Raw genomic sequence first — 22,472 nt, forward strand, 5'->3', positions numbered from 1 at the left:
AGTAAAATCCCAATTCGCAGGTCCTTATGACCGAACCGCGCGTCGGCCCTTCACTCGTGCCGCAACGCCTCGATCGGATTGAGCTGCGCTGCCCGTCTCGCCGGGAAATAGCCGAAGATCATGCCGATCGCGGCGGAGAAGAGGAAGGCGACGGCGACCATCATCGGGCTGAAGACGAAGGGGACTTTCAGGAGGGTGACCGCCACCAGACCGAGGCTCAGGCCGAGCACGATGCCGGTGATGCCGCCGAAGAGCGAGAGCGCCACCGCCTCGACCAGGAACTGAGTGAGCACCTGGTTTTCGAGGGCGCCGATCGCCAGGCGAATGCCGATTTCCCGAGTTCGTTCGGTGACGGAGACCAGCATGATGTTCATGATGCCGATGCCGCCGACGAGCAGGCTGATCGCGGCGACGGCGCCGAGCAGGCCGGTCAGGAGCGTCGTCGTGCCGGTCATCGCCTCGGCGATCTGCGTCATGTCGTTGACGTTGAAATCGTCCTGCCGGCCGGGAATGATTTTGCGGCGCTCGCGCAGCAGATTTTCGACATCGGCCTGCACCTTGGCCGTGGAGACGCCGTCGCGCGCCGAGATGATGATCTGCGGCACGTTGCTGTTGCCGCTGATGCGCCGCTGGAACACCTTGACCGGCATGATGACCACGTCGTCCTGATCGGTGCCCATGCCGGACTGACCGCGCTTGGCGAGCACCCCGATGACCGGGCACGAAACCTTGCCGACGCGGATCTGCTGGCCGAGCGGATCGGCGGCGCCGAAGAGCTGCGAGCGGACCGTCTCGCCGATAATGCAGCGGGACTGGCCGCGCTCCTCGGCGGGCGTGAAATTGCGGCCGAGCGCCAGGTTCCAGTCCTGCGCGACGAAATAATCGTTGGTGGTGCCGGAGACGCTGGTCGAATGGTTTTGGCCGCCAAAAATCACCGTTGCCGTCGACTGGTTGAGCGGCGCCACCGCTCTCAAGCCGCCGATTTGGTCGCGGATGGCGGCGACATCCTTGACGCTGAAACGTTTGGCCTCGGAACTCGCCCGGCCGGGGCCGAACTGGCCGGGACGGACGAACAGCATGTTGGTGCCGAGCCGCGACAGTTCAGTCGAGACCTGCGCGGTCGTGCCGTTGCCGATCGTCACCAGCGCGATGACCGCGGCAACGCCGATGACGACGCCGAGCACGGTGAGAAACGAGCGCAGCATGTTGCGGCTGATGGCGCGCAGCGCGAGCTTCAGCGTCTCAAAGAACATGATCCGCCCTCCTCCGATGCTCCAGCTCCGTCTCCAGCTTGCCGTCGACGAAGCGCAGCAGCCGCCCGGCGTAGGCGGCGATATCGGGCTCGTGTGTGACCATGACGATGGTGATGCCCTGCTCGCGATTCAATCGCGTCATCAGATCCATGATTTCGACGCTGGTCTTCGTATCGAGATTGCCGGTCGGCTCGTCGGCGAGCAGCAGCGCCGGCTCGGTGACGATGGCGCGGGCGATGGCGACGCGCTGTTGCTGGCCGCCTGACAGCTCCTGCGTGTTGTGATGTTCGCGGCCGGACAGGCCGACCAGCGCAAGCGCCTCGCGCGCCCGTTCGCGCCGCTCGCGCACCGCCATGCCGCGATAGATCAGCGGCAGTTCGACATTCTCGGCCGCCGAGGTGCGCGACAGAAGGTTGAAGCCCTGGAAGACGAAGCCCAACATGTGGCGGCGCAACAGCGTCAGCTGGCTGCGGTCGAAGCCGCTGGTCGGGATGCCCTGGAAGACGTAATCGCCCGATGTCGGCACGTCGAGACAGCCGAGAATGTTCATCGCCGTCGACTTTCCGGAGCCTGACGGCCCCATGATCGCGACGAATTCATGGGCATCGATCGCAAGATCTACATGGTCGAGCGCGCGGATCGCCGCCTCACCCTCGCCGTAGATTTTCGAGACCTTCCTGAACTCGATGAGCGGCGGCATTGTCATCGTCTCTCCGCCTAGTTCGTCCGCACCGTGGCGTCGGTCACCAGGGCGTCATCTTCCTTGAGTTCGCCCGATACCACCTGGGTAAACTGGCCATCGGACGACCCGGCCTGGATGACGACGGGCGCGGCGCGGCCATTGCGCAGCACCCAGACGCGGCGCTGCGCCCCCGTCAGCGCCTGGCCGGAATCGCCGCCGCGCCGGCGTGGTGGCCCGAAAATTGCGAGAATACCGCGCCCGCGCCGTTCCGCCTGCGGCGGGGCATAACGCAGCGCCGCATTCGGCACCATCAGCGTGTCCTTGACGGCCTCGACGGTGATATCGGCGGTCGCCGTCATCCCGGGGCGGAGCAGCAGATCGGCATTATCGACCGAGAGGACCGCCTTATAGGTCACCACATTGTTGACCACTTCGGAGGCGAAGCGGATCTGCTCGATCTCGGCAGGGAACGACCGGTCGGGATAGGCGTCGACGGTAAACTTCGCCTTCTGGCCGACGGCGATCTTGCCGACGTCGGCCTCGTCGACATCGACCTGCAGCTCCATCTTCTTCAGATCGCCGGCGATGGTGAAGAGAATGGGCGCCGAAAGCGAGGCGGCGACGGTGGCGCCCGGATTGACGGAACGGGTGAGGATCACGCCGTCGATCGGCGAGACGATTTTTGCCTTGGCGAGATTGACCTCGGCAAGCTGCAGATCGGCCTCCGCGGCCAGCACCTCGGCTTCGTTGATCTGTTTCGCAGCGACGGCGGAATCATATTTGTAGGTGGCGTCGTCGAGGCTCTGCTGTGTGGAGACATTGCTCCTGACCAGGCTCTTCAGCCGCTCGAGCGAGGTGCTCGCCGATTCGAGATCGGCATTGGCCTTGGCGACGTTCGCCTTGGCCGAATTGACTTTGGCGCGCGAGCTCTTCACGTCCGCCTCGAGCTTGTTGGTATCGAGCAGCGCCAGCACGTCGCCCGCCTTGATCGTGCTGTTATAGTCGACGTTGACGTCACGGACGGTGCCGGAAAGTTCGCTCGAGATGTCAACTTGCTCGGTCGGCTGCACCGAACCGGTGGCGGTGACAAGCACCGTCAGGTCGCCGCGCTTTGCCGGCTGCGTCGTGTAGCTCACCTCGCTTTGCCCCCGGCCGACATAGAAATAGGCGGCAGCTGCGGCGGCAACGAGGATGATCAGCAGAACCAGCAAACGCCCGCGCCAGCGGCCCCGCTTGTTCTGCCTTGCCGACGCGGCAAGTACCGCAGCGAGGTCGGGCGTCCCGCCGGCCTTTGCTCCGGTTTCTTCGCCGCTTACGATTTTGTTCATGTCATCCTCGATCAGTCAGTGGCCGCATCGGCTGCAATGAAATAGTCAAACCGCAGATGAACCGGGAATTAGCGTTGCCGCCGAACTGGCACGGAATTGCGGACAGGTGAAATGAAATATTGGTAAGAAAACTCAAGTTTCAGTACCGCGGAGCCTATAGCGCCAAAATCCCCAGCGTTTCGCACTCCCGACAGGCAGAAATTGCCCACCGTTAATCGGGATCCTCGGTAAATTGCCCGGCACCCGGCAGCGGATGCAGCCAGGCTTCGCGCCGCTTGATCCACACTTCATGGTTCGGCTCAAGATCCGTCGGCGGACCGTCGAGAGAGCCGAGGCGGATTTCCACCGTGGCCTCCTGAAGGCAGAAGAGCCTGCTGCCGCAGGCGGGGCAAAAGCTGCGGCCGGCGAATGTGGCAATCTCGCCGCTATGGGAAAATGCCGGTCGGGGCCAAAGCGCAAAGAACACGAAGGCGGAACCACTCGATTTGCGGCAATCAGCGCAGTGGCAGAGGCCGACGCGAAGCGGCTCGCCTTCCACTCGGTAGGCGACCGCTCCGCAAAGGCAGCTTCCCGTTCTGATCCTCATTGACGACCGTCAAGAGTCGAGTTTGGTGGGGAGGCCCGGCGGACGGCGCTTTGCCGCCATCAGCAGATCGAGTTCCGTGGCTGAGGGGCCAAATTTGTCATAGAGGCGCTTGGCCTCCTTGTCGTCCAACCGGTATTTTCTGGCAAATTCGCTCATGCTGTAGGGGCGGCCACGCAACACTCTTCGCGCCGGGGTCGCCGTTTTCGGTGCGTCGGTCATGGTTTTCTCCTTTCATCAGCTTCCCTGTAAGTTAGAGCGGCCCATCTATTTGAAAAGACTCGAGCGGCCTCGGCAGGGCCATCAACCGAAGCGGATGCGGCTGATTTTCCTGGAACCTTTTTGCCGAGAGACGGTTTTCGAAGCGAGGCTGCGGGCCGCGCCACGCGGCGGCGGCGCGCTGGAGAACATCAGGATTTTTCCGCTTTCTCCCGATGGCCAACGAACTGGCAGGCGAGTTCCCTACCCGCCCGGTCCGCTTCCTCATCCTCATTTTCCGGCGAGATCACGAAATGTTAAAATGCGGAACGCATGCGTCGGAGCGAGGTTGTCAACACGAGGTCGACGTGGCCTCAGTTCAAAACCAAGGAGAAACCAAATGGCAAACCAAGGTGGAACCCATGAACAGCACGTCAAGGCTGGGCAGCAGAGTCACAAGAATGACTCCAATACCCGCAGCGCCTCTTCAGGCGGCCGCGACGCGCAGTCCAGCGGAACCCGCGGCGGCAGCCATGAGCAGCATGTAAAGGCTGGTCAACAAAGCCACAAGAACAGCCACTAAAGCTGTCATGACATGAAACTCGGCCCGCGCCCTCCATTCCGGCGCGGGCTTTTTCGGATGCGGTCACCCCGCCCTACCCGCGTTGTGTTTAAGACGAAGCAATGCAAACATCCGTTGAACGAATAACGCAAAACCAAGATATAGTCCGCATATCTCGATGTAACTTTTAATAAGATTCACGACAACACCGGAGTGTGTACTAGTGGAATATAGGCTGGCCGGTTCGGTGGAGATTGCCTTTGTGGCTATGTAAAGATACCCCAAGGTTAAAAAGACAGATATTGGAATAAGCTTGGGGATATAGCTGGCATCCTTAACCCATGTCTGACTGACAAATAGGTAGAAAAGATAGATCAACATGATAGCGCTGATCATGGAGCGCGTGGAAAGCAGTATGCAGCTATCTGGTACCGGGTAGCTTGCCTCTAAGAGGACATTGGCATCCCGAAGATTCGGTGGCCAGATTCCCATATATATGCTGTTAGATGCCAGATAGCACGCCCCTTCAGCATGCACCCAAGAGAAGCCATACACCAATACTGCAATAAGAAATGTGACCAACATCGCAGAGAGAAGTTCCCACAGCTGGCGGCGCATTTCTTTGTCCGCCTCGCCCTCCTTCCCATTGGCGCTTTTCAGTGTAGTCATTAGCGATCCGGCAAAAGGTAAGAAAAATGAAACTTAAAGTCGAATTGCTATCAAAACGGTTCCATCGTCAAGGATGATTGGAATCTTATAGCGAATGCACATCCGCGCCGCTCGGACGATCCTTGGATCTCAAGACAGACGCCGGCCGTCCTCACCGAAGAGGTGCAGAACTTCGGGATCGAGATGGAGCGGCAGGCTGTCGCCGGATTTCATCTGCTGCTGGCCAGCAAAGACGGCGATCAGCTTCTTGCCGGCGGCTTCGGTATGGACGACGGTTTCAGATCCCAGTTCCTCGACAAGGGTGATCCGCGTGTCCAGCCTGCCTGCGGCGGCTGCATCGGCGAGACTGATGTGTTGTGGCCGTATGCCGATGCTGACCCTCTCGCCTGCCGGACGCACCTCTTTGGCAATGACGGAAAGACGGTGGCCGCCAACGGTTTCGACTTGCACGAAAGCACCCTCGTGACCGACGATCGAGGCTTCCAGGAAATTCATGTGCGGCGCGCCGATGAAGCCGGCGACGAAGCGGTTGGCGGGTTTGTTGTAGAGTTCCAGGGGTGTTCCCACCTGCTCGATCCTGCCGGCTCTCAGCACGACGATGCGGTTTGCGAGCGTCATCGCCTCGACCTGATCATGGGTGACGTAGATCATCGTCGCCTTCAGGCGAGCGTGGAGCGCGGCGAGTTCGGCGCGCATGCTCACCCGGAGCTCGGCGTCAAGATTGGAGAGTGGCTCATCGAGCAGGAAGGCATCCGGCCGGCGGACGATGGCGCGGCCGATCGCGACGCGCTGACGCTGGCCGCCGGAGAGCTGGCCCGGACGCCGCTGCAGAAACGGCTCGATCTCCAGCATGCGGGCGGCATCAGCGATGCGGGCTTCGATCTCGGCCTTCGCCACCTTGGTGTTCTCCAAGCCGAAGGCAAGGTTTTCGCGCACGCTCATATGCGGATAAAGAGCATAGGACTGGAAGACCATGGCAAGGCCGCGGTCGGCCGCACCGATCGCAGTGACGTCCTTGCCGTCGATGGCGATACTGCCGCCTGTGGGCTTGTCGAGTCCGGCGATCAGGCGCAGCAACGTCGATTTTCCACACCCGGACGGGCCGACGAAAGCGACGAACTCGCCGTCATTGACCTCAAGCGAGACATCGCGGATGACCTCGACGGCGCCGAAATTCTTGACGATGTTCCTGAGCTCGAGTCCGCTCATGCACTCTCCTGTTTCATATTATTTCAGCCCCGAGCCGGCGATACCAGTCGTGATAAAGCGCTGCAGGAAGACGAAGATCAGCACAACCGGGATCATCGAGACGACGGTCATGGCGAGGATATAGTGCCATTGCACATTGAGCTCGCCGGCATAGACGTTGAGGCCGACCTGCAGCGTGTAGAGTTCCTTGCGCGACAGCACGATCAGCGGCCAGAGGAAGTCGTTCCAGCGCCAGACCACCGAGAAGATCGCCAGCACCGCCAGCGCCGGCGCCGACAGCGGCAGGATGATGCGCCAGTAGATCTGCCATTCGCTGGCCTTGTCCATGCGTGCCGCATCGATCAGTTCATCCGGGATCGTCAGCATGTATTGGCGGAGCAGGAAGACGCCCGTCGGCGTAGCGACGGTCGGCAGGATGACGCCCCAGAGGCTGTCGAAGAGGTTCAAGCTGCCGATGACGGAATAGAGCGGCACGACGATCACCGAGAGCGGCACCATCAGCGTTGCCAGGATCATCAGCATGACGGCGGTGCGGCCGGGAAACTGGTATTTCGACAGCGCAAAGGCGGCCATCGAATTGACCAACAGGGTGATGGCCGTCGCCACCACCGTTACGAAGACCGAGTTGCGCAGGAACAGGAAGAAGTCGAAGCGCTGGAAAGGCTCGGTGTAGTTGTTGGTCGCGAATTCGACCTCACGCACCGGCGTACGGTCCTTGATGTTGACCTTGACGATTTCGCCCGGCTGTTTCGGATCGATCATCTGGCCCATGATGCCGATGCGGCGGACTTCGGCGAGCACATGAGTGCTGCCATCCGGCATCGTCACATTATAGAGCGGCAAAGGCTTGTCATAGCCCGGCACAACGGCCTGCTCGGTGACATAGGGCAGGACGGACGGCGGGAACTCGGCAAGGGCAGCTGGCGTCTTGAACGAGGAGAAGACCAGCCAGATGGCCGGGCCGAACATCAGGATGACGCCTGAAATCAGCCAGATCCAGGTGACGACGTCGGTCCAGTGCCACCCGCGGCCGCGGCGGCGAAGCAGGAAGGTGGTGACGGCGCTCATAGACGTTTGCCCTTCTTCTCGTTGCGGCTGCTTGCGGCGAGCTGAACCAGCGTCAGGATGACGAGCACGATGCCCATCAGGATCGAGGCGGCCGAGGCGAGCCCCGGATTGCGCAGCGAACTCGCAAAGCCGGTCTCGTAAATGAACTGGGTGATGTACATGGTGCTGGTGCCCGGCCCGCCGCCGGTGAGCACGAAAACCTCGTCGAAGATCTGCACGGCGCGGATCAGCGCCAGGACCAGAACGACGATGAGGTTCGGCATCAGCAGCGGCAGGGTGATGCGCCGGAAGATGCGGGTGGGGCTCGCTTTGTCCATTGCCGCCGCCTCATAGAGATCCCTCGGGATTGCCTGCAGGCCGGCGAGCAGGATCAGCGCATAAAAGCCCATATGTGCCCAGACCGAAACAAAGACGGCGAAGAAGAAGGCCCAGAAACGATCGCTGAGCCAGGAGAAGGATTCGAAGCCTAAAGGACTCAGCGCATAGTTCAACAGGCCCTCGCGCTGAAGGATCCACTTCCAGATCAGGCCGACGACCACGGGCGACAGCAGCACCGGAAAGAAGAAGACGGCGCGCCAGAAGCCGCGATTGGAAAGTTCGCGGTTGAGGATCAACGCCGTTGCGAGTGCCGCGACCAGCATTGCCGACACCTGGAAGACGACGAAGACGGCGGTGTTGCGCACGGCCGCCCAGAAGGTGTCGGCAGCACAAGTCGAGGGGTCGAGATAGGAGCGGCAATCGAAGAGGATGCGGTACTGCTCAGCGCCGACATAGGTCCTGTTCGGCAGGAAAATGGCGCCGCCGCCCGTCGTGGAATAGATGAAGTTGATGACCAGCGGCAGGAGCACGAAGACGGAAAAGATCAGCATGTTAGGCGCCAGGAAGACGCCCGCCATGCCGTTCAGCCCCGTCAGCTTCTGCCAGGCGCGCATCGGGATATCGATCATCCCCATGGCGAGCCCGACAGGCGCAAGGAGCGCCTGCCGCAGACCGGCTTTCGCCGGTGGTTCGGAAGAAACCGTCTTCTCCGCCATCCGCTCTTCCGTCAGTTGCCGCCAACCTTGGCCTTGATGTCCTCGTCGATACGGGCATAGGCATCGTCGAGCTTCATTTCGCCGGCGATCACCTGGCTGATGCGGGCAACGATGGCGCTGTAATAGGCGTCCGACCACTTCCAGCCCGGCAGCTTCAGCGCAGCCGGGGCCGTCTGGCCGGCCGATTCAACGAAGGCCTTCAGCGCCGCCTTCACATGCGGATTGTCGGTCTTGAAGTCCACCTGGCCGGCGGCCACGCCCTTATGCGCCGGGATGAACAGGCTGCGCTCGGCGAATTCCTTCTGCACGTCGGCGCTTGCTAGGTAGTCCATCACCTTGGCGACGTCCTTCGGGTTCTTTGTGTATTTGACCGCGACCAGACCGGCGCCGCCCTGCATGCCGCTGCAGGCCACCGTGCCGCAGGGGCTTCCGGCCATGACCCAATCGAAACTGTCGCCGATCTTCTGCGCGAAGCCGGAAAGCTGCCAGCTGCCGGAATAATAATAGGCGAGACCGCCATTGATGAAGTCGTCGGCGGCAGCGCGATAGGTGCTGCCGGCAGCACTGACCCACACGTCCTTGTTGACGGTGCCGTCCTCATTCCATTTGACGAAGCGGCTGAGGAATTCCTTGGCGCCCTGATCAATGGGCGCCGGCTTGCCGTCGGCGGCGATATAGTTGGCGCCGTAGGAGATGTTCGGGCCGGAGACGCGGTGACCGGAGCGGTCAATCGCCATGGCGAAGACCTTCTGACTATCAGCGACCTTTTTAGCCGCCGCAGCCCAGTCGTCCCAGGTGGCCTTCGGGCCGGGAATTTCGACGCCGGCCTGCTCGAACAGCGTCTTGTTGACAAAGCCGCCGGTGAGCGTCAGCTGCGTCATGAAGCCGGTGATGGCGTTCGAACCGTCGGGGCGCATCCAGTCAGCCTGGGCGCCGAAATTCTCTTCCCAATATTTCGCATCGGCGAGGAGCGGGCGGAGATCGAGCCAGTGCTGCGCCTGCGCCTTCAGGTTGGTGACGCGGGCGATATCGGGCCCCTTCCCGGCTTCCAGCTGCACCGGCAGCTGTTCCTTAACGACGTCATAGGAGACTTCATCGAGGATGACGTTGACATCGGGATTGGCCTTGGAGAAGCGCGCCAGCAGATCCTTGATCACCTCGCCTTCGCCGCCGTCGGAATACCACATGATGCGCACATCGCCGGCATGGGCGGCAACGGAACTCAAGAGAACCGCAGCAAAGGCCGCGCCGATCGATTTCATTCTGGTCATAGTCTCCTCCTCTTGACCGATGAACTTCTGCATCCGGCCAGGTCCTCCACCTGTCCGGACATGTCATTTACGAAGCAGCGCGCCGCTGCTGCCTGCCCGCTATCTCCAGATGTACCGCGTCTCCCCGCACTGACCAGTCTGACGGCTTGAGAATACGGCCTTCGGCCCGCACGGTGCCGTCCTCTTCGAAGGCAACCTGACCATAATCCGGATCGACGATGATCAGTGCACCCTCGTTTTCGCGGCGGGCTGTAAGCGTGGCGAAGCGCGCCCGCATGCCGTCGAGGCCGTCTTCGCGCCCGAGATCGGAAAGGCGGACGATCCAGCGGCCGGCGCGGCCGGCCAGGCGCAGCTCGACATCCGTCGTCGGGCCGTGTTTCACCGGTTCGAGCACGCCGTTGCCGATCAGCATCGCCAGACCGTTGCCGGAACGGGCAAGCGCCAGCCTGCCGCTGACAAAGGTGTCGTCGAAGGCTTCGAGCGGGAACCAGGCATGGGTGAAGTCCGGCTGGCCGTCGTGGATTTCGAAATCGAGAATGGCGAGGTCACGATATTGATGGACGCGCGGCAGCGTTCCGCAGCCGCCCCAGAAACTGGGCCGACCGTAGCCGAACTGGATGGTTTCGCCGGGATGGTTGATCCAGATCTGCGCTTCCGGCCGCTCGCCCAAACGCAAATGCAACACGGTCTCCTGATAGCCCCAGGCGCCGGGGCGGTAATGGGCGATGGTGCCGAGTGCGGTGTCGCGCGTCTTGTAGTGATAGAGGGCGGCGAAGCGGTTCTCGCCCTGGGAAAAGGTCCATTCCTGCGCGTCGTCGGACTGGTGCGCCGCGATCGCCGCGAGCTCATCGGGAAAACGCAGGCCGTGATCGCGGATGCAGACGGCCAGCTGCGGCAGTGCGTGGACGCGACGGCCGTACCAGCCGCGGCCCCAGAGCAGCCGAGCAATGGCCGACAGCTCGACCGAGCGGCCCGGGCGCAGCGTGTGTTCGTAGGAGCGGCCCTGGCTGCCGGTCAGCATGCCATGATGGGCCGAACGGGCGACAATTTCCATCAGGCGGACGATGCTGGCGCTCGCCCGGGCGCGGATCGCTTCATCCGGGGCGCAGGCAGCAAGCGCCGTCAGCCCTTTGAGGTCGATCGGGAAATAGGGAACGGAATTCCACTCAGCCATTTCCCAGCGCTCGAAATGATCGAGCCAGGCGCGGACGCGCTCTTCGCCGACCCTCATCTGCTCCGCGCCGGTGCGGCCGGAACGGATGAAGACGGCATCGGGGAACAGCTTGCCGCCGAGATAGGCGGCGGTGTGGAAGAGCAGCGCGTGGTTCTCCGAAAAATACCATTGCACGTCGTTGCCGGGCTCGTCCATCCAGTAGCGGTAATTGAGAACGGCACGCTCGATCCTCTGCCGCAGATCCTGCGACAGCAGATCGCTCCAGCGCGTATAGGCAAAGAGCAGCGGCACCAGAACGAAATCGGCGCAGTCATGACAATCCTCGATAACAGGCAGCATCGCCGAGATCATCGCCTCGGTCTCCTCGCCGCCCTGCCCCAAAGCAAGGCGCGCGAAGGCGCAGACCGTATCCGGCTCGGAATGGGCGGCGACCTCGGCAAGTGCCTCGGCGACGCGATCCTCGAGCGCGGCGGGCGCCAGCCCCTGGCGCTGGGGATGGCAGATCTCGACGCCGAGCGTGCGGCCGAGCGAAAGTTTGCCTGTTTTGAACGTGATGCGGAAATGGCGGAAATCGGCGGGCATATCGGCCGAGGTGCCGAGTTCTAGCTTCATCGCCCCCGCTTGCAGCGCGAAATCATGATCGAAGCGCTCGACCGACATGAAGTCGCCTTCGATCTCGACATGACAGCTCAGCGCCACCGGCAGCGGCGCGGGAAACAGGATGGTCACGTCCTCGCCGAGATAGGCGGTGCGGTCGAAGCGCATGCCTTCGAGGATTGCCTCCAGCCCGTCCGCGTCACCGGCGGCGATGGGAACAGGCACTGATGTTTCGACCTCCGGCCCATCGAGATAATCCAGCTGGAAATAGAAGCGGGTGTCGCGTTCGGCGAGATCGTCGAAATAGATGCGGACCTCGTTGAGCCCAGCCGTCAACTCCACTTCAAATGTCTGCTGAGCTTCCAGATTGCGCTGGTAAGGCGCCATAAAACCCTGCTCGCGACCGTTGACGAAGAGGATGGCGCCGCCGCAGGTCGACAGGCGCAGCGTGGCCGGTCCCGCCGACTGCGTATCGAGGAAGGTGCGCGCCCAGCAGCCGATGCGCGTCGGACGAAACCAGAAGCCGGAGAGATCGACGCGCGGCGATGAAAAGGGAAGCCACCAGCGGACGGCCTCGAATTCGGCAGCCAGCTGCGGCCGCCGCCCGGCGAAACATGCCTTGAATTCGGTGCGGCAAGGATATTCATGCGGAATGAAATTCTTCGTCTTGGTGACGAAGAAAAACGGATCCATGTTGCCTTGCATCGGCCGGTCGGCGACGTCGTAGCGCGCCTGCGAGAGCGAGCCGAGCTGCCAGTAGACGATCGGGCTTTTTTTCGCGGTCTTGCGGCGGAGATAGGATTCTTCGGCGGCCATGCTTCAGCCCGCTTGAACCTTGACGCACCGGGCAAAACGCCGACGCATGGACTTGCCGTCAAACCGCATCTTCAAAGCCTCCCTGCTCTGCCGCCTGTCGCTGACACGTTAATTGTGCATAGCCATTCCGTTTGCGCAATCTGAAAGATTTTTGCATACTTCAAGAGAGACCGGGGAGATGTGATGGCTGCGGAGCAGAAAAAAGGCAGGCGCACACGCCTAGACGACATCGCCGCACGCTGCGGCGTCTCGATCAGCACGGTGTCGCGCGCGCTCGCCGGAGAAAAGGGCGTCAGGCCCGAGATCCGCAAGCTGGTGCTGCAAACGGCGAGCGCTGTCAGTTATGCGCTGCCGGCGAGTGTCGCCGGCAAGAAGGTCATGCTCGTCGCCTCCGGCGCGGCGATGATCGATTATGTCCGCAATCAGTTCACGCTACACGTGCTGGAGGGATTGAACGCGCGCGCGTCCGCCCTCGGCATCGAAATGGCGATGCGCCCGGTCGCCGACAAGGCCGATGAAACCCGCGTCATCGCCGAGATGCGCAATGATGCAAGTTTCGGCGGCATGCTGATTCTGACCGTCGACGAGGAGGATATGCTGGCGGCCGCCGCCGATCTCGGGAAGCCCGTCGTACTCGTCAACAGCGACGATCCCTATATGCGGCTTTCGAGTGTGACGCCCTGCAACCGATCGGCCGCCTTCATTGCCGCCGAGCGGTTGATCGAGGCCGGGCATCAACACATCCTGTTCATGCTGCGGCCGGGACGGCGGACGATCGAGCGGCGCCTGGAGGGCTGGCGCGACGCGCTGCAGCATCATGGGCTGACAGCCGATGCCGACCTGGTGCTCGAGGTTGACGACTGGTTGCCGGAACTCGGCGCCGAGGCGATCACCCGTCTCGTCGGCGACAAGGGCCTTTGCTTCACCGCCGTTCTGACGGCGGGCGACAGTCTCGCCAACGGCGCCGTGCGCGGATTGCAGGCGATGGGTTATGCCGTGCCGCAGGATGTCTCCGTCATGGGCATAGACGACCTGCCGCAATCGGCCTTTCTCAATCCGCCGCTGTCGACAGTGCACATCCCGATGCGTGAACTCGGCGCCACCGCGCTCGACCTCTTGCGCGACATGATGCTCGGCCTTGCCCTGCCGCGCCGCCGTGTCGAGCTTGCCTGCCATGTCGTCGAAAGAGGCAGCGTCGCAGCCGTCCGCCATCCGGCTGCCGCGGATCACATCAAGCCAAGCGCATGAGGATAGGCCGGTCATGAAATTCCTGGCGATATCCGGAAGCGCGCGCAGAGCCTCGACCAATACGGCCATGCTATATGCTCTCCGATCGGCTGCCGGGCCGGCGCATACGCTCTCGGTCTATGATCGTGTTGGCGAGCTCCCGGTCTTCTCGCCCGATCTCGAGCTTCCCGAGCCTCCTTCCGAAGTGGCGGCTCTTGCAAATGCCATCGCGGAGGCGGATGGACTGATCCTGGCGAGTCCAGAATATATCAGGTCAGTCCCCGGCGGGCTGAAGAACGCCATCGACTGGCTCGTCTCCCGCAACGAAGTGATCGGCAAACCGATCGTGCTTGCGCACGCGTCGCATCGCGGCGATGAGATGCTGCAGCAGCTTCGCACCGTTCTCGCTACGCTGAGCGAGCGCTTCAACGGGCAGCTCTTCCTTCGCTTCCATCTGATGAAGCTTTCCCCGCAAGAAATTGCCGAGCATCTTTCCGCGCCCTAGCATCAGGAGGAGATGCGTCTTTTCCTCGAGGCCTTCGCACGCTATTGCGCTCCAGCCTGAGGCTCGCCTGCGCAACGACCCCATCAAGTCTCCATGAAACTCGCCTCGAAAAGCTCCTGCGCATACGCATCATGCGTCGTGCCGGCCTGCAGATCCGCCTTTGTGAGTTCGTCGACGAAACCGCCGTTCTTCATGATCATCACCCGGTCGCACATATGGGCGATCACTGCGAGGTCGTGACTGACGAGCAGATAGGTCAGTCCCTTCTCCTCGCGCTGGTCGGCAAGCAGGTTGAGGATTTCGGCCTGGACGGAGACGTCGAGCGCCGATGTCGGCTCGTCGAGGAGCAGGATAGGCGGCGACAGGATCAGCGCCCGGGCGATCGCCACTCGCTGCCGCTGGCCGCCGGAAAGTTCGTGCGGAAACCGATTGGCGAAGCTTGCCGGCAGGCCCACCTGGATCAACGCCCTCTCGACCTTCGTCCAGATGTCGGCATGGCGCATGGCGCGCAGCGGCTCGGCGAGCGCGGTGCCGATGCGGTGGCGCGGATGCAAGGATCCGTAAGGATCCTGAAACACCATCTGGGCTGAGGTCAGTTCCTCGCGGGAGCGCTTCTTGCCGATCGGCCTGCCGCGCAGCTCGATCTGACCGGTCCAACCGGCCTCCATGCCGGCGAGGCAGCGCAGCACCGTCGATTTGCCGCAGCCGGATTCGCCGACAATACCGAGCGTCTCGCCATGGCCCACCTGAAAACTAATGCCCTTGACGACATGGTTGCTTGATTTGCCCGACGTGAAGACAACATCGAGGTCGCGGACATTGATCATTGCGCCGCCTCCAGATCGAGTTTCGCCCGGTCGAGAACGGCAAGCCGGCGAACCGGATTCTTCGGATCGGGCAGCGCTGCTATCAGCCCGCGCGTATAGGGATGACGGGCCTCTTCAAGGCTGGTCAGCGTTTCGACGATCCTTCCGGCATACATGACTATGATGCGCTCGCAGAACGCCGCGACCATGCGGATGTCGTGACTGATCAGCAGCAGGCCCGAATTGTTTTCGCGCACCAGCTCATCGAGCAGCAGCAGCACGTCCTTTCGCACCCTGACATCGAGAGCCGAGGTCGGCTCGTCGGCGATCACGAGCTTCGGCCGCGCCAGCAGCATCATGGCGATCATCACACGCTGGCCCATGCCGCCCGAGATCTGGTGGGGATAAAGCGCCATGACCCGGTCGGGATCGGTGATGCGCACCCGCTCGAGCATGGCGCGAGCCGCATCCTGCGCCGGCTTGCCGCTGAGGCCGAGATGAAGGCGGGCGGCCTCGGCGATCTGCTTGCCGATCGACAGCACCGGATTCAATGAATAGCGCGGATCCTGCATGATCAGCGCGATATCCTTGCCGCGCAGCGCGCCCATCTGGCGCTCGCTTTTTCCCAACAGCGGACTGCCGGCGAGATCCATTCGCTCGGCAGAAACGATCGCCGCAGGCGGCAAAAGACGCATGATCGCCCGCCCTGTCGTCGATTTGCCAGAACCGGATTCTCCGACGATCCCGACTCGTTCGCGGCCGACGTCGAAACTGACATTTGAGACGGCGGGCACGGCGCCTCGGCCGAACCGGACATTCAGCGCCTTGACGGAAAGAACCGGCTGGAGGTCACGATCTTGCATGGCGGGGATCCAGAATGTCGCGCAGAGCATCTCCGGCGATGTTGAAGGCAAGGCTCGTCAGCAGGATGGCGATACCGGGCATGACCGCGACCCACCAGTAATCGAGCATGAACTTGCGGCCGTTGGAAATCATTGCGCCCCATTCCGGCGCCGGCGGCTGGGCGCCAAGACCGAGAAAGCCGAGCGACGCCGCCGTCAGAATGATGCCCGCCATGTTGAGCGTCAGGCGAACGATCACCGATGGAATGCACATGGGCGCGATATAGAGAAGCAGGATGCGCATCGGCGAAGCGCCGTAAAGGCGGGCGGCGACCACGTAATCGGCATTTCTGACAACAAGCGCCTCGGCGCGAGCAAGCCTTGCGATCGGCGGCCAGGCGGTGAGCGAGATGGCGATGATCGCCGTACCCAGGCCAGCGCCCAGCGCGGCGGCAAAGGCGAGCGCCAGAATCAGCGAGGGGAAGGACAGCACGATATCGGTGGTGCGCATCAGGAACGCATCGGTATTGCCGCCGAAGAATCCGGCGACGACGCCGATCAGCAGTCCGATCGGCCCAACGATCAGGGATACCGACAACACCGTCTGGATGGTGATCCGCGTGCCGAAGATCAGGCGGCTCAGAATGTCGCGACCGAACTCGTCCGTGCCGGCCGGATGCGCCAGGCTCGGCGGCTGCAGGGCGTCACCGAGCGATTGGATGACCGGATCGTAAGGCGCCAATAGCGGCGCGAAGATCGCTATCAGGCAAAGCAGGCCGAGGATGACGAAACCGGCAAGGCCAAGCGGCTCGGCGGCCAGTTTGCGGCCGGCCCGCGCAAACGACGCCGCCATGCGGCTCGGAACGCTTGGAGGACGAATCCGGATCTCGCTGCCGATAACATTGCTCATCGGGCTGGGGCTCATCGCGCCGCCTCCCGCATGCGCGGATCAAATATGGCGTAGGCGACGTCGGCGAGAAAGTTCAACAGCATGAAAATGAATCCCACAATGATGGTGCCGGCCACGATGGCGTTCATGTCGCCGATCATCAGCGCATTCGTCATGTATTGGCCGATGCCCGGCCAGGAAAAGACGATTTCGGTCACGACGGCGCCCTCGAGCAATCCGCCGTAGGAAATAGCCAGGATGGTTATCAGCTGGACGGCGATGTTCGGCAGGACGTGGCGCCAGATCGTGCCGAAGGGGCTCACACCCTTGGCGCGGGCCGCAATGACGTAATCCTGGCTCAACTGCTCGAGCGTGAAGCTGCGGGTCATGCGGGTGATGTAGGCCATCGCGGCGTAGGCGAGGATGATGGCAGGCAGAATGATATGGCCGAGCGCATTCCAGAAGATTTCCGTCTCACCCTGAAGGAGGCTATCGACCAGCAGCAGCCCTGTCTGCGGGGTGACCAACCCCTCGTAGAAGACATCGACCCTGCCCGGCCCGCCGACCCAGTTCAGGCCGGCATAGAAGATGACGAGGCCGACGATGCCGAACCAGAAGACCGGGATCGAATGACCGACGAGGGCGACCACGCGCGCTACCTTGTCGATCACACTGTCGCGAAACAGCGCCGCGACCAGGCCGAGCGGGACACCGACGAAGGTCGAGATGATCACGGCAAGCGTGGCCAGTTCCAATGTCGCCGGAAAGGCCTGGGCGAGGTCCGAAGAGACGGGATTGCCGGTCAGCACGGCCGTGCCGAAATCACCATGGGCGAGCCCGTTCAGATAGAGGAAGAACTGCTGATAGATCGGCAGATCGAGCCCCATCCGCGTCCGCATCGCCGCATAGGCGGCGGGATCAGCGAGTTCGCCGACGATCGCGCCGACGGGATCCGCAGGCAGGACGCGGCCGATCACGAAGGTCACACAGAGGAGGATGAACAGGCTGACGAGCAAATGCGCCAGGCGTCGGCCAAATTCGGCTACAGAAAGTTCCTTCATGATCGGCTGCCTCAGGAGTATTACTGGGCTTCAGACTTCGTGACGTTCTCGAGACGCGTCAGCTGGGTCGGATGCCCCACATATCCTTGCACCTTGCTCGACAGGACGATCGGCTCGAAGCGTTCGAACATCGGCAGGACCGCCGGCTTCTGTTCCACGAACATCTTCTGCATCTCGACATAGAGCTCGCCGCGCTTCTTGGCGTCCGGCTCCATCGATGCCTTGGCCGTCAGCGCCGTGAGCTCCGGGATGTCCCAGGCCGAGCGCCAAACGAAATTGCCGGCATTGTTGGCTTCCTTCGAATTGTCGGGATTGGAGGAGAACTGTTCCATCGAGCCGAGCACGTTCGGCATATAGGCGCTGGTCTGCGGGATCAGCAGATCGAAATCCCTGGCGCGGTGGGCGGCGATGATTTCCGAGCCGTTGCCCTGCTGGATGTCGATCTTGATGCCGACCTGGGCAAGCGATGCCTGGATGGCGGTGGCAAGGTCGATGCGCGGCGTCTGCGCTATCGTCTTCAGCGTCAGCGAGAAGCCGTCCTTGAACCCTGCTTCGGCCAACAACTGCTTGGACTTTTCGACGTCGAGATGCCAATCGGGGTTCGGGATCGCAGATTCGAAATTCTCCGGGACCGGAACGTTTCTCGCCCGCCCGTAGGGACCCATGATCGTCTTCTCGATGCCCTTATAGTCGATGCCATAGGCAATGGCCTCGCGCACCTTCGGGTTGGACAGGTACTGGTTGCCGGCATTCATCGACAGCACGTAAAAGCCGCCTGTCGGAATGCGCTGGATGGTAAAGCCCTGCTTGTCCTTGAAGGTCGCGAGGTCGGCGGCGGTCATGGCGCTGGCGATATCGATGTCACCGCGTTCGAGCATCAGCCGCTCGACCTGGCTTTCCGGAACATGGCGGACGATGACGCGCTTCATCTTCGGAGCGCCGGTGACATAATCCTTGTTGGCGTCGAGAATGACAAGTTCGTTCGGAGACCAGCGGTTCAGGGTGAATGGGCCGGAACCAGCCGAATGCGTCCGCATCCAGGCATTGCCATAATCATTGTCGACGACGTGCTTCTCGACTTCTACGCTGTCGACGACGCTGGTGGTCGAGGTCGTCAGCCGGTAGAGCAGCATTTCGGCGGTCACCTGGCCGGAAAAATCGATGCGCACCGTCTTGTCGTCGACTGCCGTGACGAGCTTGTCGACATTGGTCTTGTCGTAGCCGACGCGTTTGAGGTTCGCGGCGGCAGCCTGGTCGAGCTTCAGAAGCCGCCCAATTGAATAGACGACGTCCTTCGCCGTCACCGGATTGCCGGAGGCGAAATTGGCCTGGCGCAGCGTGAAGGTGATGCCCTTGTCGTCCACCTTCCAGCTTTCAGCCAGCTGCGGCACGATCTTGCCATCCGGCGTGCTGTTCACCAGCCGGTCGTAGAGGTTCGACATGATCTCGACCGCCTTGCCTTCGGTCGCCTGATGCGGATCGAGCGACAGAACCTGTGCCAGCGATGTCCCGATCACCAGCTGATCCCTAGGCGTTGCGGCATGCGAGAGTGGTGCGGCGATAGTCAGCGCGCTGATGACGGCGCCGACGAACAGGCCTTTCGAAAAATGCTTCATTGTAACTCCTCCCTGGATTACTATAAAGGACATATTATGTCGTCCGTATGTCGTATTATGATTTATCGAAGTCCGATTTGAATTGCAAGACCCGTGCGGAAGACGTCAGGCAAAGGAACTGGGGAAACGAGAATGACGACACTTGGCCGGGGCCGGCAAAGACTGGCGCAGCAGGTTATCGATCAGCTGCGAGCGCAAATCGAGACAGGGAAATTGCGCGTCGGCGACCAGCTGCCGACCGAGCCACAGCTCGAATCGACCTTCGGCGTCAGCCGCACCGTCGTGCGCGAGGCTATCGCGGATTTGAGGGCTGCGGGTTTCGTCCGGCCGATCCAGGGCAAGGGCGTGTTCGTCGCCGATCCGAAAGTCCATACGGTCATGGCGCTGACGCCGGTGGAAATCAAGAGCATTCCGGAAACCTTGGAATTGCTGGAGTTTCGCATGGCCACCGAGGGTGAAGCGGCCGCGATCGCCGCCTATCGCCGCACGGCCGAGCAGGAAGCGGCGATCCGCGAGGCCAACCGAAAAATGGCGCAACTGATCGAAAGCGGACAGCAGACGGTCGAGGCCGATTATGCCTTTCACATGGCGATCGCCGCCGCCACCAACAATCGATTCTATGTCGACGTGCTGCGTCATTTCGGCCCACGCGCCATCCCCCGCGGTCAGTTTCCGACGCTGCCGGAGGCCAATGACCGCGAGTATCTGCAGAAGGTCTACGCCGAGCATGTGGAAATCCTGTCGGCCATCGCCGATCAGGATCCCGACCGCGCGCGCCAGGCGATGCGCGCGCATCTGATGGCGAGCCAACGGCGTTATCGGATGCTCGCCGAACAGCAATAGGGCTCGACACTCTCGAAAATTCATATTATGTCATATGACATTGTTGATTTTGGAGAGATCTCTGATGTATCTTGGAACACAGGTGGCGGCGCGCGACGATGACGATTATCGGATCTTCGCGCAATTGGGGGTGAAGCATATCAGCGCCGATCCGCCGGGACAGCCGAGCAGCTGGACGCTTGCCGATATCGAACGCCATCGCGACAAGGTCGAGAGCTTCGGTCTGATCCTCGACATGATCCAGCTGCCCCTGCCCTCGCAGCCGATCGAGAAGGCTTCCTATCCCGACATCCTGCTTGCCGGGCCTGAGCGCGACCGGCAGATCGATGCGGTCTGCCAGATGATCGAGGATGTCGCGGCGGCCGGCATTCCGGCGGTCAAATACAATCTCAACCTGATCGGCATTCCCCGCACGCCGGATGAACCGGGACGCGGCGGGTCGATGAATGCGAGCTTCCGCTGGGAGAAGACCGACCAGCAGGCTGCGCCCGGCCTTGCAGGCGTGCTCTCCGAAGACGAAAACTGGGAACGGATCGATTATTTCCTCGAACGCGTCGTGCCGGTCGCCGAGAGCAATCGCGTCCGGCTCGCCTGCCATCCGCACGATCCCTATACACCGCCCGGCTATCGCGGCGTCACACGCGTGCTCGGCACGGTGGAAGGGCTGAAGAAATTTGTGCAGATGCGCGAAAACCCCTATCACGGCCTCAATTTCTGCCAGGGCTCGGTCGGCGAGATGCTCGAAAATCCGCGCGAGGAGATCGACGACATCATTCGCTGGTTCGGAGAGCGCAACAAGATCTTCAACGTCCATTTCCGCAATATTCGCGGCGGCAAGCTGTCCTTCATGGAGACCTTCCCCGACGAGGGCGATATGGACATGGTCCGCTCGGCGAGGATCTACAAGGAAGTCGGCTACAAATACATGCTGATGCCAGACCATGTGCCGACCGTCAGCGGCAAGGACCCGTCCGCCACCGCGTTTGCCTTTTGTTACGGCTACATCGCGGCACTTCTGCAAGTGCTCGAGAGCGCCTGACACAATCGATTTTCAACACCTAAGGAATAGGACGTCATGATGAACCCGATTGAATTGAAGAAGGCCGTCGGCAGTGGCCTGTTGTCGTTTCCGGTGACGCATTTCAACGATGAACTCAAGTTCGACGAAGCGAAATACCGCCGTCATGTCGAATGGCTCGCCGGCTACGACGCCGCAGCCCTCTTCGCCGCCGGCGGCACCGGCGAATTCTTCTCCCTTAACCCGAGCGAGATCCCTGAGGTCGTCAAAGCCGCCAAGGCCTCGGCCGGCAATACGCCGATCATCTCGGGAACCGGGTACGGTACGTCGCTCGCCATCGAGATCGCACAGGCGGCCGAGAAGGCCGGCGCGGACGGATTGCTGCTTCTGCCGCCCTATCTGATGTTTGCCGAGCAGGCCGGTCTGATCGCCCATGTCAAGGCGGTCTGCCAATCGGTCGGCATCGGCGTCATCGTCTATAACCGCGACAATGCCATCCTGACCGCCGATAGCATCGCCCGCCTGACGGAGGAATGCCCGAACCTGATCGGCTTCAAGGACGGCGTCGGCGACGTCGACAAGGTTACCGAGATCACCACACGGCTTGGCGATCGTCTGGTCTATGTCGGCGGCATGCCGACCCACGAGGTCTATGCCCAGGCCTATTTCGCCGCCGGCGTGACGACCTATTCCTCCGCCGTCTTCAACTTCGTGCCTGCGCTCGCCCAGCGCTTCTACGGCGCCCTGCGCATCGGCGATCAGGCGACCGTCAACGAGATCCTGAAGAGCTTCTTCTTCCCCTTCGTCGCCCTGCGCAACCGCAAGAAGGGCTATGCCGTCTCGATCATCAAGGCCGGGCTCCGCGTTCTCGGCCAAAACCCCGGCCCGGTTCGCCCGCCGCTGACGGATCTCACCCCGGAAGAACTAGCGATGCTGGAGAAGATCGTCGAGGCCAACGGCGTCGAACGGATCGCGGCGGAATAATACATCGCGAAATAGGCCGCCGGGGTGGCTCGGCGGCTGTCGGTTCGTGGGAATAGCTGCCCCTCACCCTAACCCTCTCCCCGCTCGCGGGGCGAGGGACGTGCCACACGAGACGTGGCGTGGAACGGAGAGGTCACGGCTTGTCCCTTCTCCCCGCGTGCGGGGAGCAACCATGTTCAATTTTTCCGGTGTTGTGGCGTCCATTCGGTCTTGCGAAAGAGGATTGTGTTGGCGAGA

General features: G+C 62.0%; 22 protein-coding genes. 6 read left to right on the forward strand and 16 right to left on the reverse strand.

What is annotated here, in order from left to right:
- Positions 1 to 50: 50 nt before the first annotated feature.
- From CO660_RS25770 to CO660_RS25790, 5 genes are all read right to left on the reverse strand, one after another.
- Positions 51 to 1,253 (reverse strand): ABC transporter permease, encoded by a 1,203-nt coding sequence (locus CO660_RS25770; RefSeq protein ID WP_097601136.1) that lies wholly within the window; start codon positions 1,251 to 1,253, stop codon positions 51 to 53.
- Entirely contained in the window at positions 1,243 to 1,959 is a 717-nt protein-coding gene (locus tag CO660_RS25775) for an ABC transporter ATP-binding protein (protein WP_097601137.1), read from the reverse strand. Before CO660_RS25775 ends, CO660_RS25770 begins: the two co-directional genes overlap by 11 nt.
- 11 nt (positions 1,960 to 1,970) lie before the next feature.
- Positions 1,971 to 3,263, reverse strand: coding sequence for an efflux RND transporter periplasmic adaptor subunit (locus CO660_RS25780; RefSeq protein WP_097601138.1), 1,293 nt, complete (start codon positions 3,261 to 3,263; stop codon positions 1,971 to 1,973).
- 211 nt (positions 3,264 to 3,474) lie between these two features.
- On the reverse strand, positions 3,475 to 3,849 hold the full coding sequence (locus CO660_RS25785; RefSeq protein ID WP_085778134.1) for a GFA family protein: 375 nt from the start codon (positions 3,847 to 3,849) through the stop codon (positions 3,475 to 3,477).
- A gap of 9 nt (positions 3,850 to 3,858) precedes the next feature.
- Positions 3,859 to 4,068, reverse strand: a complete 210-nt coding sequence (locus CO660_RS25790) for a hypothetical protein (protein ID WP_085778133.1) — start codon at positions 4,066 to 4,068, stop codon at positions 3,859 to 3,861.
- Positions 4,069 to 4,444: 376 nt separating this feature from the next.
- Here CO660_RS25790 and CO660_RS25800 point away from each other — a divergent pair, with 376 nt between their 5' ends.
- Positions 4,445 to 4,627, forward strand: a complete 183-nt coding sequence (locus tag CO660_RS25800) for a hypothetical protein (RefSeq protein WP_004673791.1) — start codon at positions 4,445 to 4,447, stop codon at positions 4,625 to 4,627.
- Between the two features lie 63 nt (positions 4,628 to 4,690).
- On the opposite strand, the gene CO660_RS25805 is transcribed toward CO660_RS25800, so the two are convergent.
- From CO660_RS25805 to CO660_RS25830, 6 genes are all read right to left on the reverse strand, one after another.
- Positions 4,691 to 5,275, reverse strand: a complete 585-nt coding sequence (locus CO660_RS25805) for a hypothetical protein (RefSeq protein WP_097601140.1) — start codon at positions 5,273 to 5,275, stop codon at positions 4,691 to 4,693.
- A gap of 129 nt (positions 5,276 to 5,404) precedes the next feature.
- Entirely contained in the window at positions 5,405 to 6,484 is a 1,080-nt protein-coding gene (gene ugpC / locus CO660_RS25810; RefSeq protein WP_097601141.1) for a sn-glycerol-3-phosphate ABC transporter ATP-binding protein UgpC, read from the reverse strand.
- Between the two features lie 18 nt (positions 6,485 to 6,502).
- A complete protein-coding gene (locus CO660_RS25815; protein ID WP_097601142.1) occupies positions 6,503 to 7,552 on the reverse strand; it encodes a carbohydrate ABC transporter permease in 1,050 nt (349 codons plus the stop codon).
- The gene (locus tag CO660_RS25820; RefSeq protein ID WP_097601143.1) at positions 7,549 to 8,586 is read right to left on the reverse strand and encodes a sugar ABC transporter permease; all 1,038 of its coding nucleotides are present in this window, start codon (positions 8,584 to 8,586) and stop codon (positions 7,549 to 7,551) included. Before CO660_RS25820 ends, CO660_RS25815 begins: the two co-directional genes overlap by 4 nt.
- An 11-nt stretch (positions 8,587 to 8,597) precedes the next feature.
- Positions 8,598 to 9,857, reverse strand: a complete 1,260-nt coding sequence (locus CO660_RS25825) for an ABC transporter substrate-binding protein (RefSeq protein ID WP_097601155.1) — start codon at positions 9,855 to 9,857, stop codon at positions 8,598 to 8,600.
- A 67-nt stretch (positions 9,858 to 9,924) separates the two neighbouring features.
- Positions 9,925 to 12,444: a hypothetical protein gene (locus tag CO660_RS25830; protein WP_097601144.1), complete on the reverse strand. Its 2,520-nt coding sequence runs from the start codon at positions 12,442 to 12,444 to the stop codon at positions 9,925 to 9,927.
- A gap of 183 nt (positions 12,445 to 12,627) precedes the next feature.
- Between CO660_RS25830 and CO660_RS25835 the strand changes: the two genes are divergently transcribed.
- Both CO660_RS25835 and CO660_RS25840 read left to right on the forward strand, forming a co-directional pair.
- Positions 12,628 to 13,692, forward strand: coding sequence for a LacI family DNA-binding transcriptional regulator (locus CO660_RS25835; protein WP_097601145.1), 1,065 nt, complete (start codon positions 12,628 to 12,630; stop codon positions 13,690 to 13,692).
- 13 nt (positions 13,693 to 13,705) lie between these two features.
- Positions 13,706 to 14,176: an NADPH-dependent FMN reductase gene (locus CO660_RS25840; protein ID WP_097601146.1), complete on the forward strand. Its 471-nt coding sequence runs from the start codon at positions 13,706 to 13,708 to the stop codon at positions 14,174 to 14,176.
- A gap of 83 nt (positions 14,177 to 14,259) precedes the next feature.
- Here the strand turns inward: CO660_RS25840 and CO660_RS25845 are convergent, their stop codons facing one another.
- From CO660_RS25845 to CO660_RS25865, 5 genes are read right to left on the reverse strand one after another with little or no spacing between them, the layout of a single operon-like run.
- Positions 14,260 to 15,003, reverse strand: coding sequence for an ABC transporter ATP-binding protein (locus CO660_RS25845; RefSeq protein WP_097601147.1), 744 nt, complete (start codon positions 15,001 to 15,003; stop codon positions 14,260 to 14,262).
- On the reverse strand, positions 15,000 to 15,845 hold the full coding sequence (locus tag CO660_RS25850; RefSeq protein ID WP_097601148.1) for an ABC transporter ATP-binding protein: 846 nt from the start codon (positions 15,843 to 15,845) through the stop codon (positions 15,000 to 15,002). Before CO660_RS25850 ends, CO660_RS25845 begins: the two co-directional genes overlap by 4 nt.
- Positions 15,832 to 16,734, reverse strand: a complete 903-nt coding sequence (locus CO660_RS25855; protein ID WP_097601156.1) for an ABC transporter permease — start codon at positions 16,732 to 16,734, stop codon at positions 15,832 to 15,834. Before CO660_RS25855 ends, CO660_RS25850 begins: the two co-directional genes overlap by 14 nt.
- Before the next feature lie 11 nt (positions 16,735 to 16,745).
- Positions 16,746 to 17,774 carry an ABC transporter permease gene (locus tag CO660_RS25860; protein WP_097601149.1) on the reverse strand — a complete coding sequence of 343 codons (1,029 nt, stop codon included), beginning with the start codon at positions 17,772 to 17,774 and terminating at the stop codon, positions 16,746 to 16,748.
- 20 nt (positions 17,775 to 17,794) lie between these two features.
- The gene (locus tag CO660_RS25865; protein WP_097601150.1) at positions 17,795 to 19,390 is read right to left on the reverse strand and encodes an ABC transporter substrate-binding protein; all 1,596 of its coding nucleotides are present in this window, start codon (positions 19,388 to 19,390) and stop codon (positions 17,795 to 17,797) included.
- Between the two features lie 132 nt (positions 19,391 to 19,522).
- Here CO660_RS25865 and CO660_RS25870 point away from each other — a divergent pair, with 132 nt between their 5' ends.
- The 3 genes from CO660_RS25870 to kdgD all read left to right on the forward strand — a co-directional run bounded on the left by CO660_RS25870 (position 19,523) and on the right by kdgD (position 22,235).
- The gene (locus CO660_RS25870) at positions 19,523 to 20,233 is read left to right on the forward strand and encodes a FadR/GntR family transcriptional regulator (protein WP_097601151.1); all 711 of its coding nucleotides are present in this window, start codon (positions 19,523 to 19,525) and stop codon (positions 20,231 to 20,233) included.
- A gap of 64 nt (positions 20,234 to 20,297) precedes the next feature.
- Positions 20,298 to 21,272, forward strand: a complete 975-nt coding sequence (locus tag CO660_RS25875) for a mannonate dehydratase (protein WP_085778121.1) — start codon at positions 20,298 to 20,300, stop codon at positions 21,270 to 21,272.
- A gap of 36 nt (positions 21,273 to 21,308) precedes the next feature.
- On the forward strand, positions 21,309 to 22,235 hold the full coding sequence (gene kdgD, locus CO660_RS25880; RefSeq protein ID WP_097601152.1) for a 5-dehydro-4-deoxyglucarate dehydratase: 927 nt from the start codon (positions 21,309 to 21,311) through the stop codon (positions 22,233 to 22,235).
- The last annotated feature ends 237 nt before the right edge of the window (positions 22,236 to 22,472 follow it).

The organism is Rhizobium sp. L9 (assembly GCF_002531885.1).
Taxonomy (GTDB): Bacteria; Pseudomonadota; Alphaproteobacteria; order Rhizobiales; family Rhizobiaceae; genus Rhizobium.

Coding starts and splice junctions, on each gene's coding strand:
- CO660_RS25815 (WP_097601142.1), bottom strand. CDS start 7,552: ATGAGCGCCGTCACCACCTTCCTGCTTCGCCGCCGCGGCCGCGGGTGG.
- CO660_RS25780 (WP_097601138.1), bottom strand. CDS start 3,263: ATGAACAAAATCGTAAGCGGCGAAGAAACCGGAGCAAAGGCCGGCGGG.
- CO660_RS25825 (WP_097601155.1), bottom strand. CDS start 9,857: ATGACCAGAATGAAATCGATCGGCGCGGCCTTTGCTGCGGTTCTCTTG.
- CO660_RS25785 (WP_085778134.1), bottom strand. CDS start 3,849: ATGAGGATCAGAACGGGAAGCTGCCTTTGCGGAGCGGTCGCCTACCGA.
- CO660_RS25855 (WP_097601156.1), bottom strand. CDS start 16,734: ATGAGCAATGTTATCGGCAGCGAGATCCGGATTCGTCCTCCAAGCGTT.
- CO660_RS25775 (WP_097601137.1), bottom strand. CDS start 1,959: ATGACAATGCCGCCGCTCATCGAGTTCAGGAAGGTCTCGAAAATCTAC.
- CO660_RS25850 (WP_097601148.1), bottom strand. CDS start 15,845: ATGCAAGATCGTGACCTCCAGCCGGTTCTTTCCGTCAAGGCGCTGAAT.
- kdgD (WP_097601152.1), top strand. CDS start 21,309: ATGATGAACCCGATTGAATTGAAGAAGGCCGTCGGCAGTGGCCTGTTG.
- CO660_RS25840 (WP_097601146.1), top strand. CDS start 13,706: ATGAAATTCCTGGCGATATCCGGAAGCGCGCGCAGAGCCTCGACCAAT.
- CO660_RS25870 (WP_097601151.1), top strand. CDS start 19,523: ATGACGACACTTGGCCGGGGCCGGCAAAGACTGGCGCAGCAGGTTATC.
- CO660_RS25845 (WP_097601147.1), bottom strand. CDS start 15,003: ATGATCAATGTCCGCGACCTCGATGTTGTCTTCACGTCGGGCAAATCA.
- CO660_RS25820 (WP_097601143.1), bottom strand. CDS start 8,586: ATGGCGGAGAAGACGGTTTCTTCCGAACCACCGGCGAAAGCCGGTCTG.
- CO660_RS25865 (WP_097601150.1), bottom strand. CDS start 19,390: ATGAAGCATTTTTCGAAAGGCCTGTTCGTCGGCGCCGTCATCAGCGCG.
- CO660_RS25875 (WP_085778121.1), top strand. CDS start 20,298: ATGTATCTTGGAACACAGGTGGCGGCGCGCGACGATGACGATTATCGG.
- CO660_RS25770 (WP_097601136.1), bottom strand. CDS start 1,253: ATGTTCTTTGAGACGCTGAAGCTCGCGCTGCGCGCCATCAGCCGCAAC.
- CO660_RS25790 (WP_085778133.1), bottom strand. CDS start 4,068: ATGACCGACGCACCGAAAACGGCGACCCCGGCGCGAAGAGTGTTGCGT.
- ugpC (WP_097601141.1), bottom strand. CDS start 6,484: ATGAGCGGACTCGAGCTCAGGAACATCGTCAAGAATTTCGGCGCCGTC.
- CO660_RS25860 (WP_097601149.1), bottom strand. CDS start 17,774: ATGAAGGAACTTTCTGTAGCCGAATTTGGCCGACGCCTGGCGCATTTG.
- CO660_RS25805 (WP_097601140.1), bottom strand. CDS start 5,275: ATGACTACACTGAAAAGCGCCAATGGGAAGGAGGGCGAGGCGGACAAA.
- CO660_RS25830 (WP_097601144.1), bottom strand. CDS start 12,444: ATGGCCGCCGAAGAATCCTATCTCCGCCGCAAGACCGCGAAAAAAAGC.
- CO660_RS25835 (WP_097601145.1), top strand. CDS start 12,628: ATGGCTGCGGAGCAGAAAAAAGGCAGGCGCACACGCCTAGACGACATC.
- CO660_RS25800 (WP_004673791.1), top strand. CDS start 4,445: ATGGCAAACCAAGGTGGAACCCATGAACAGCACGTCAAGGCTGGGCAG.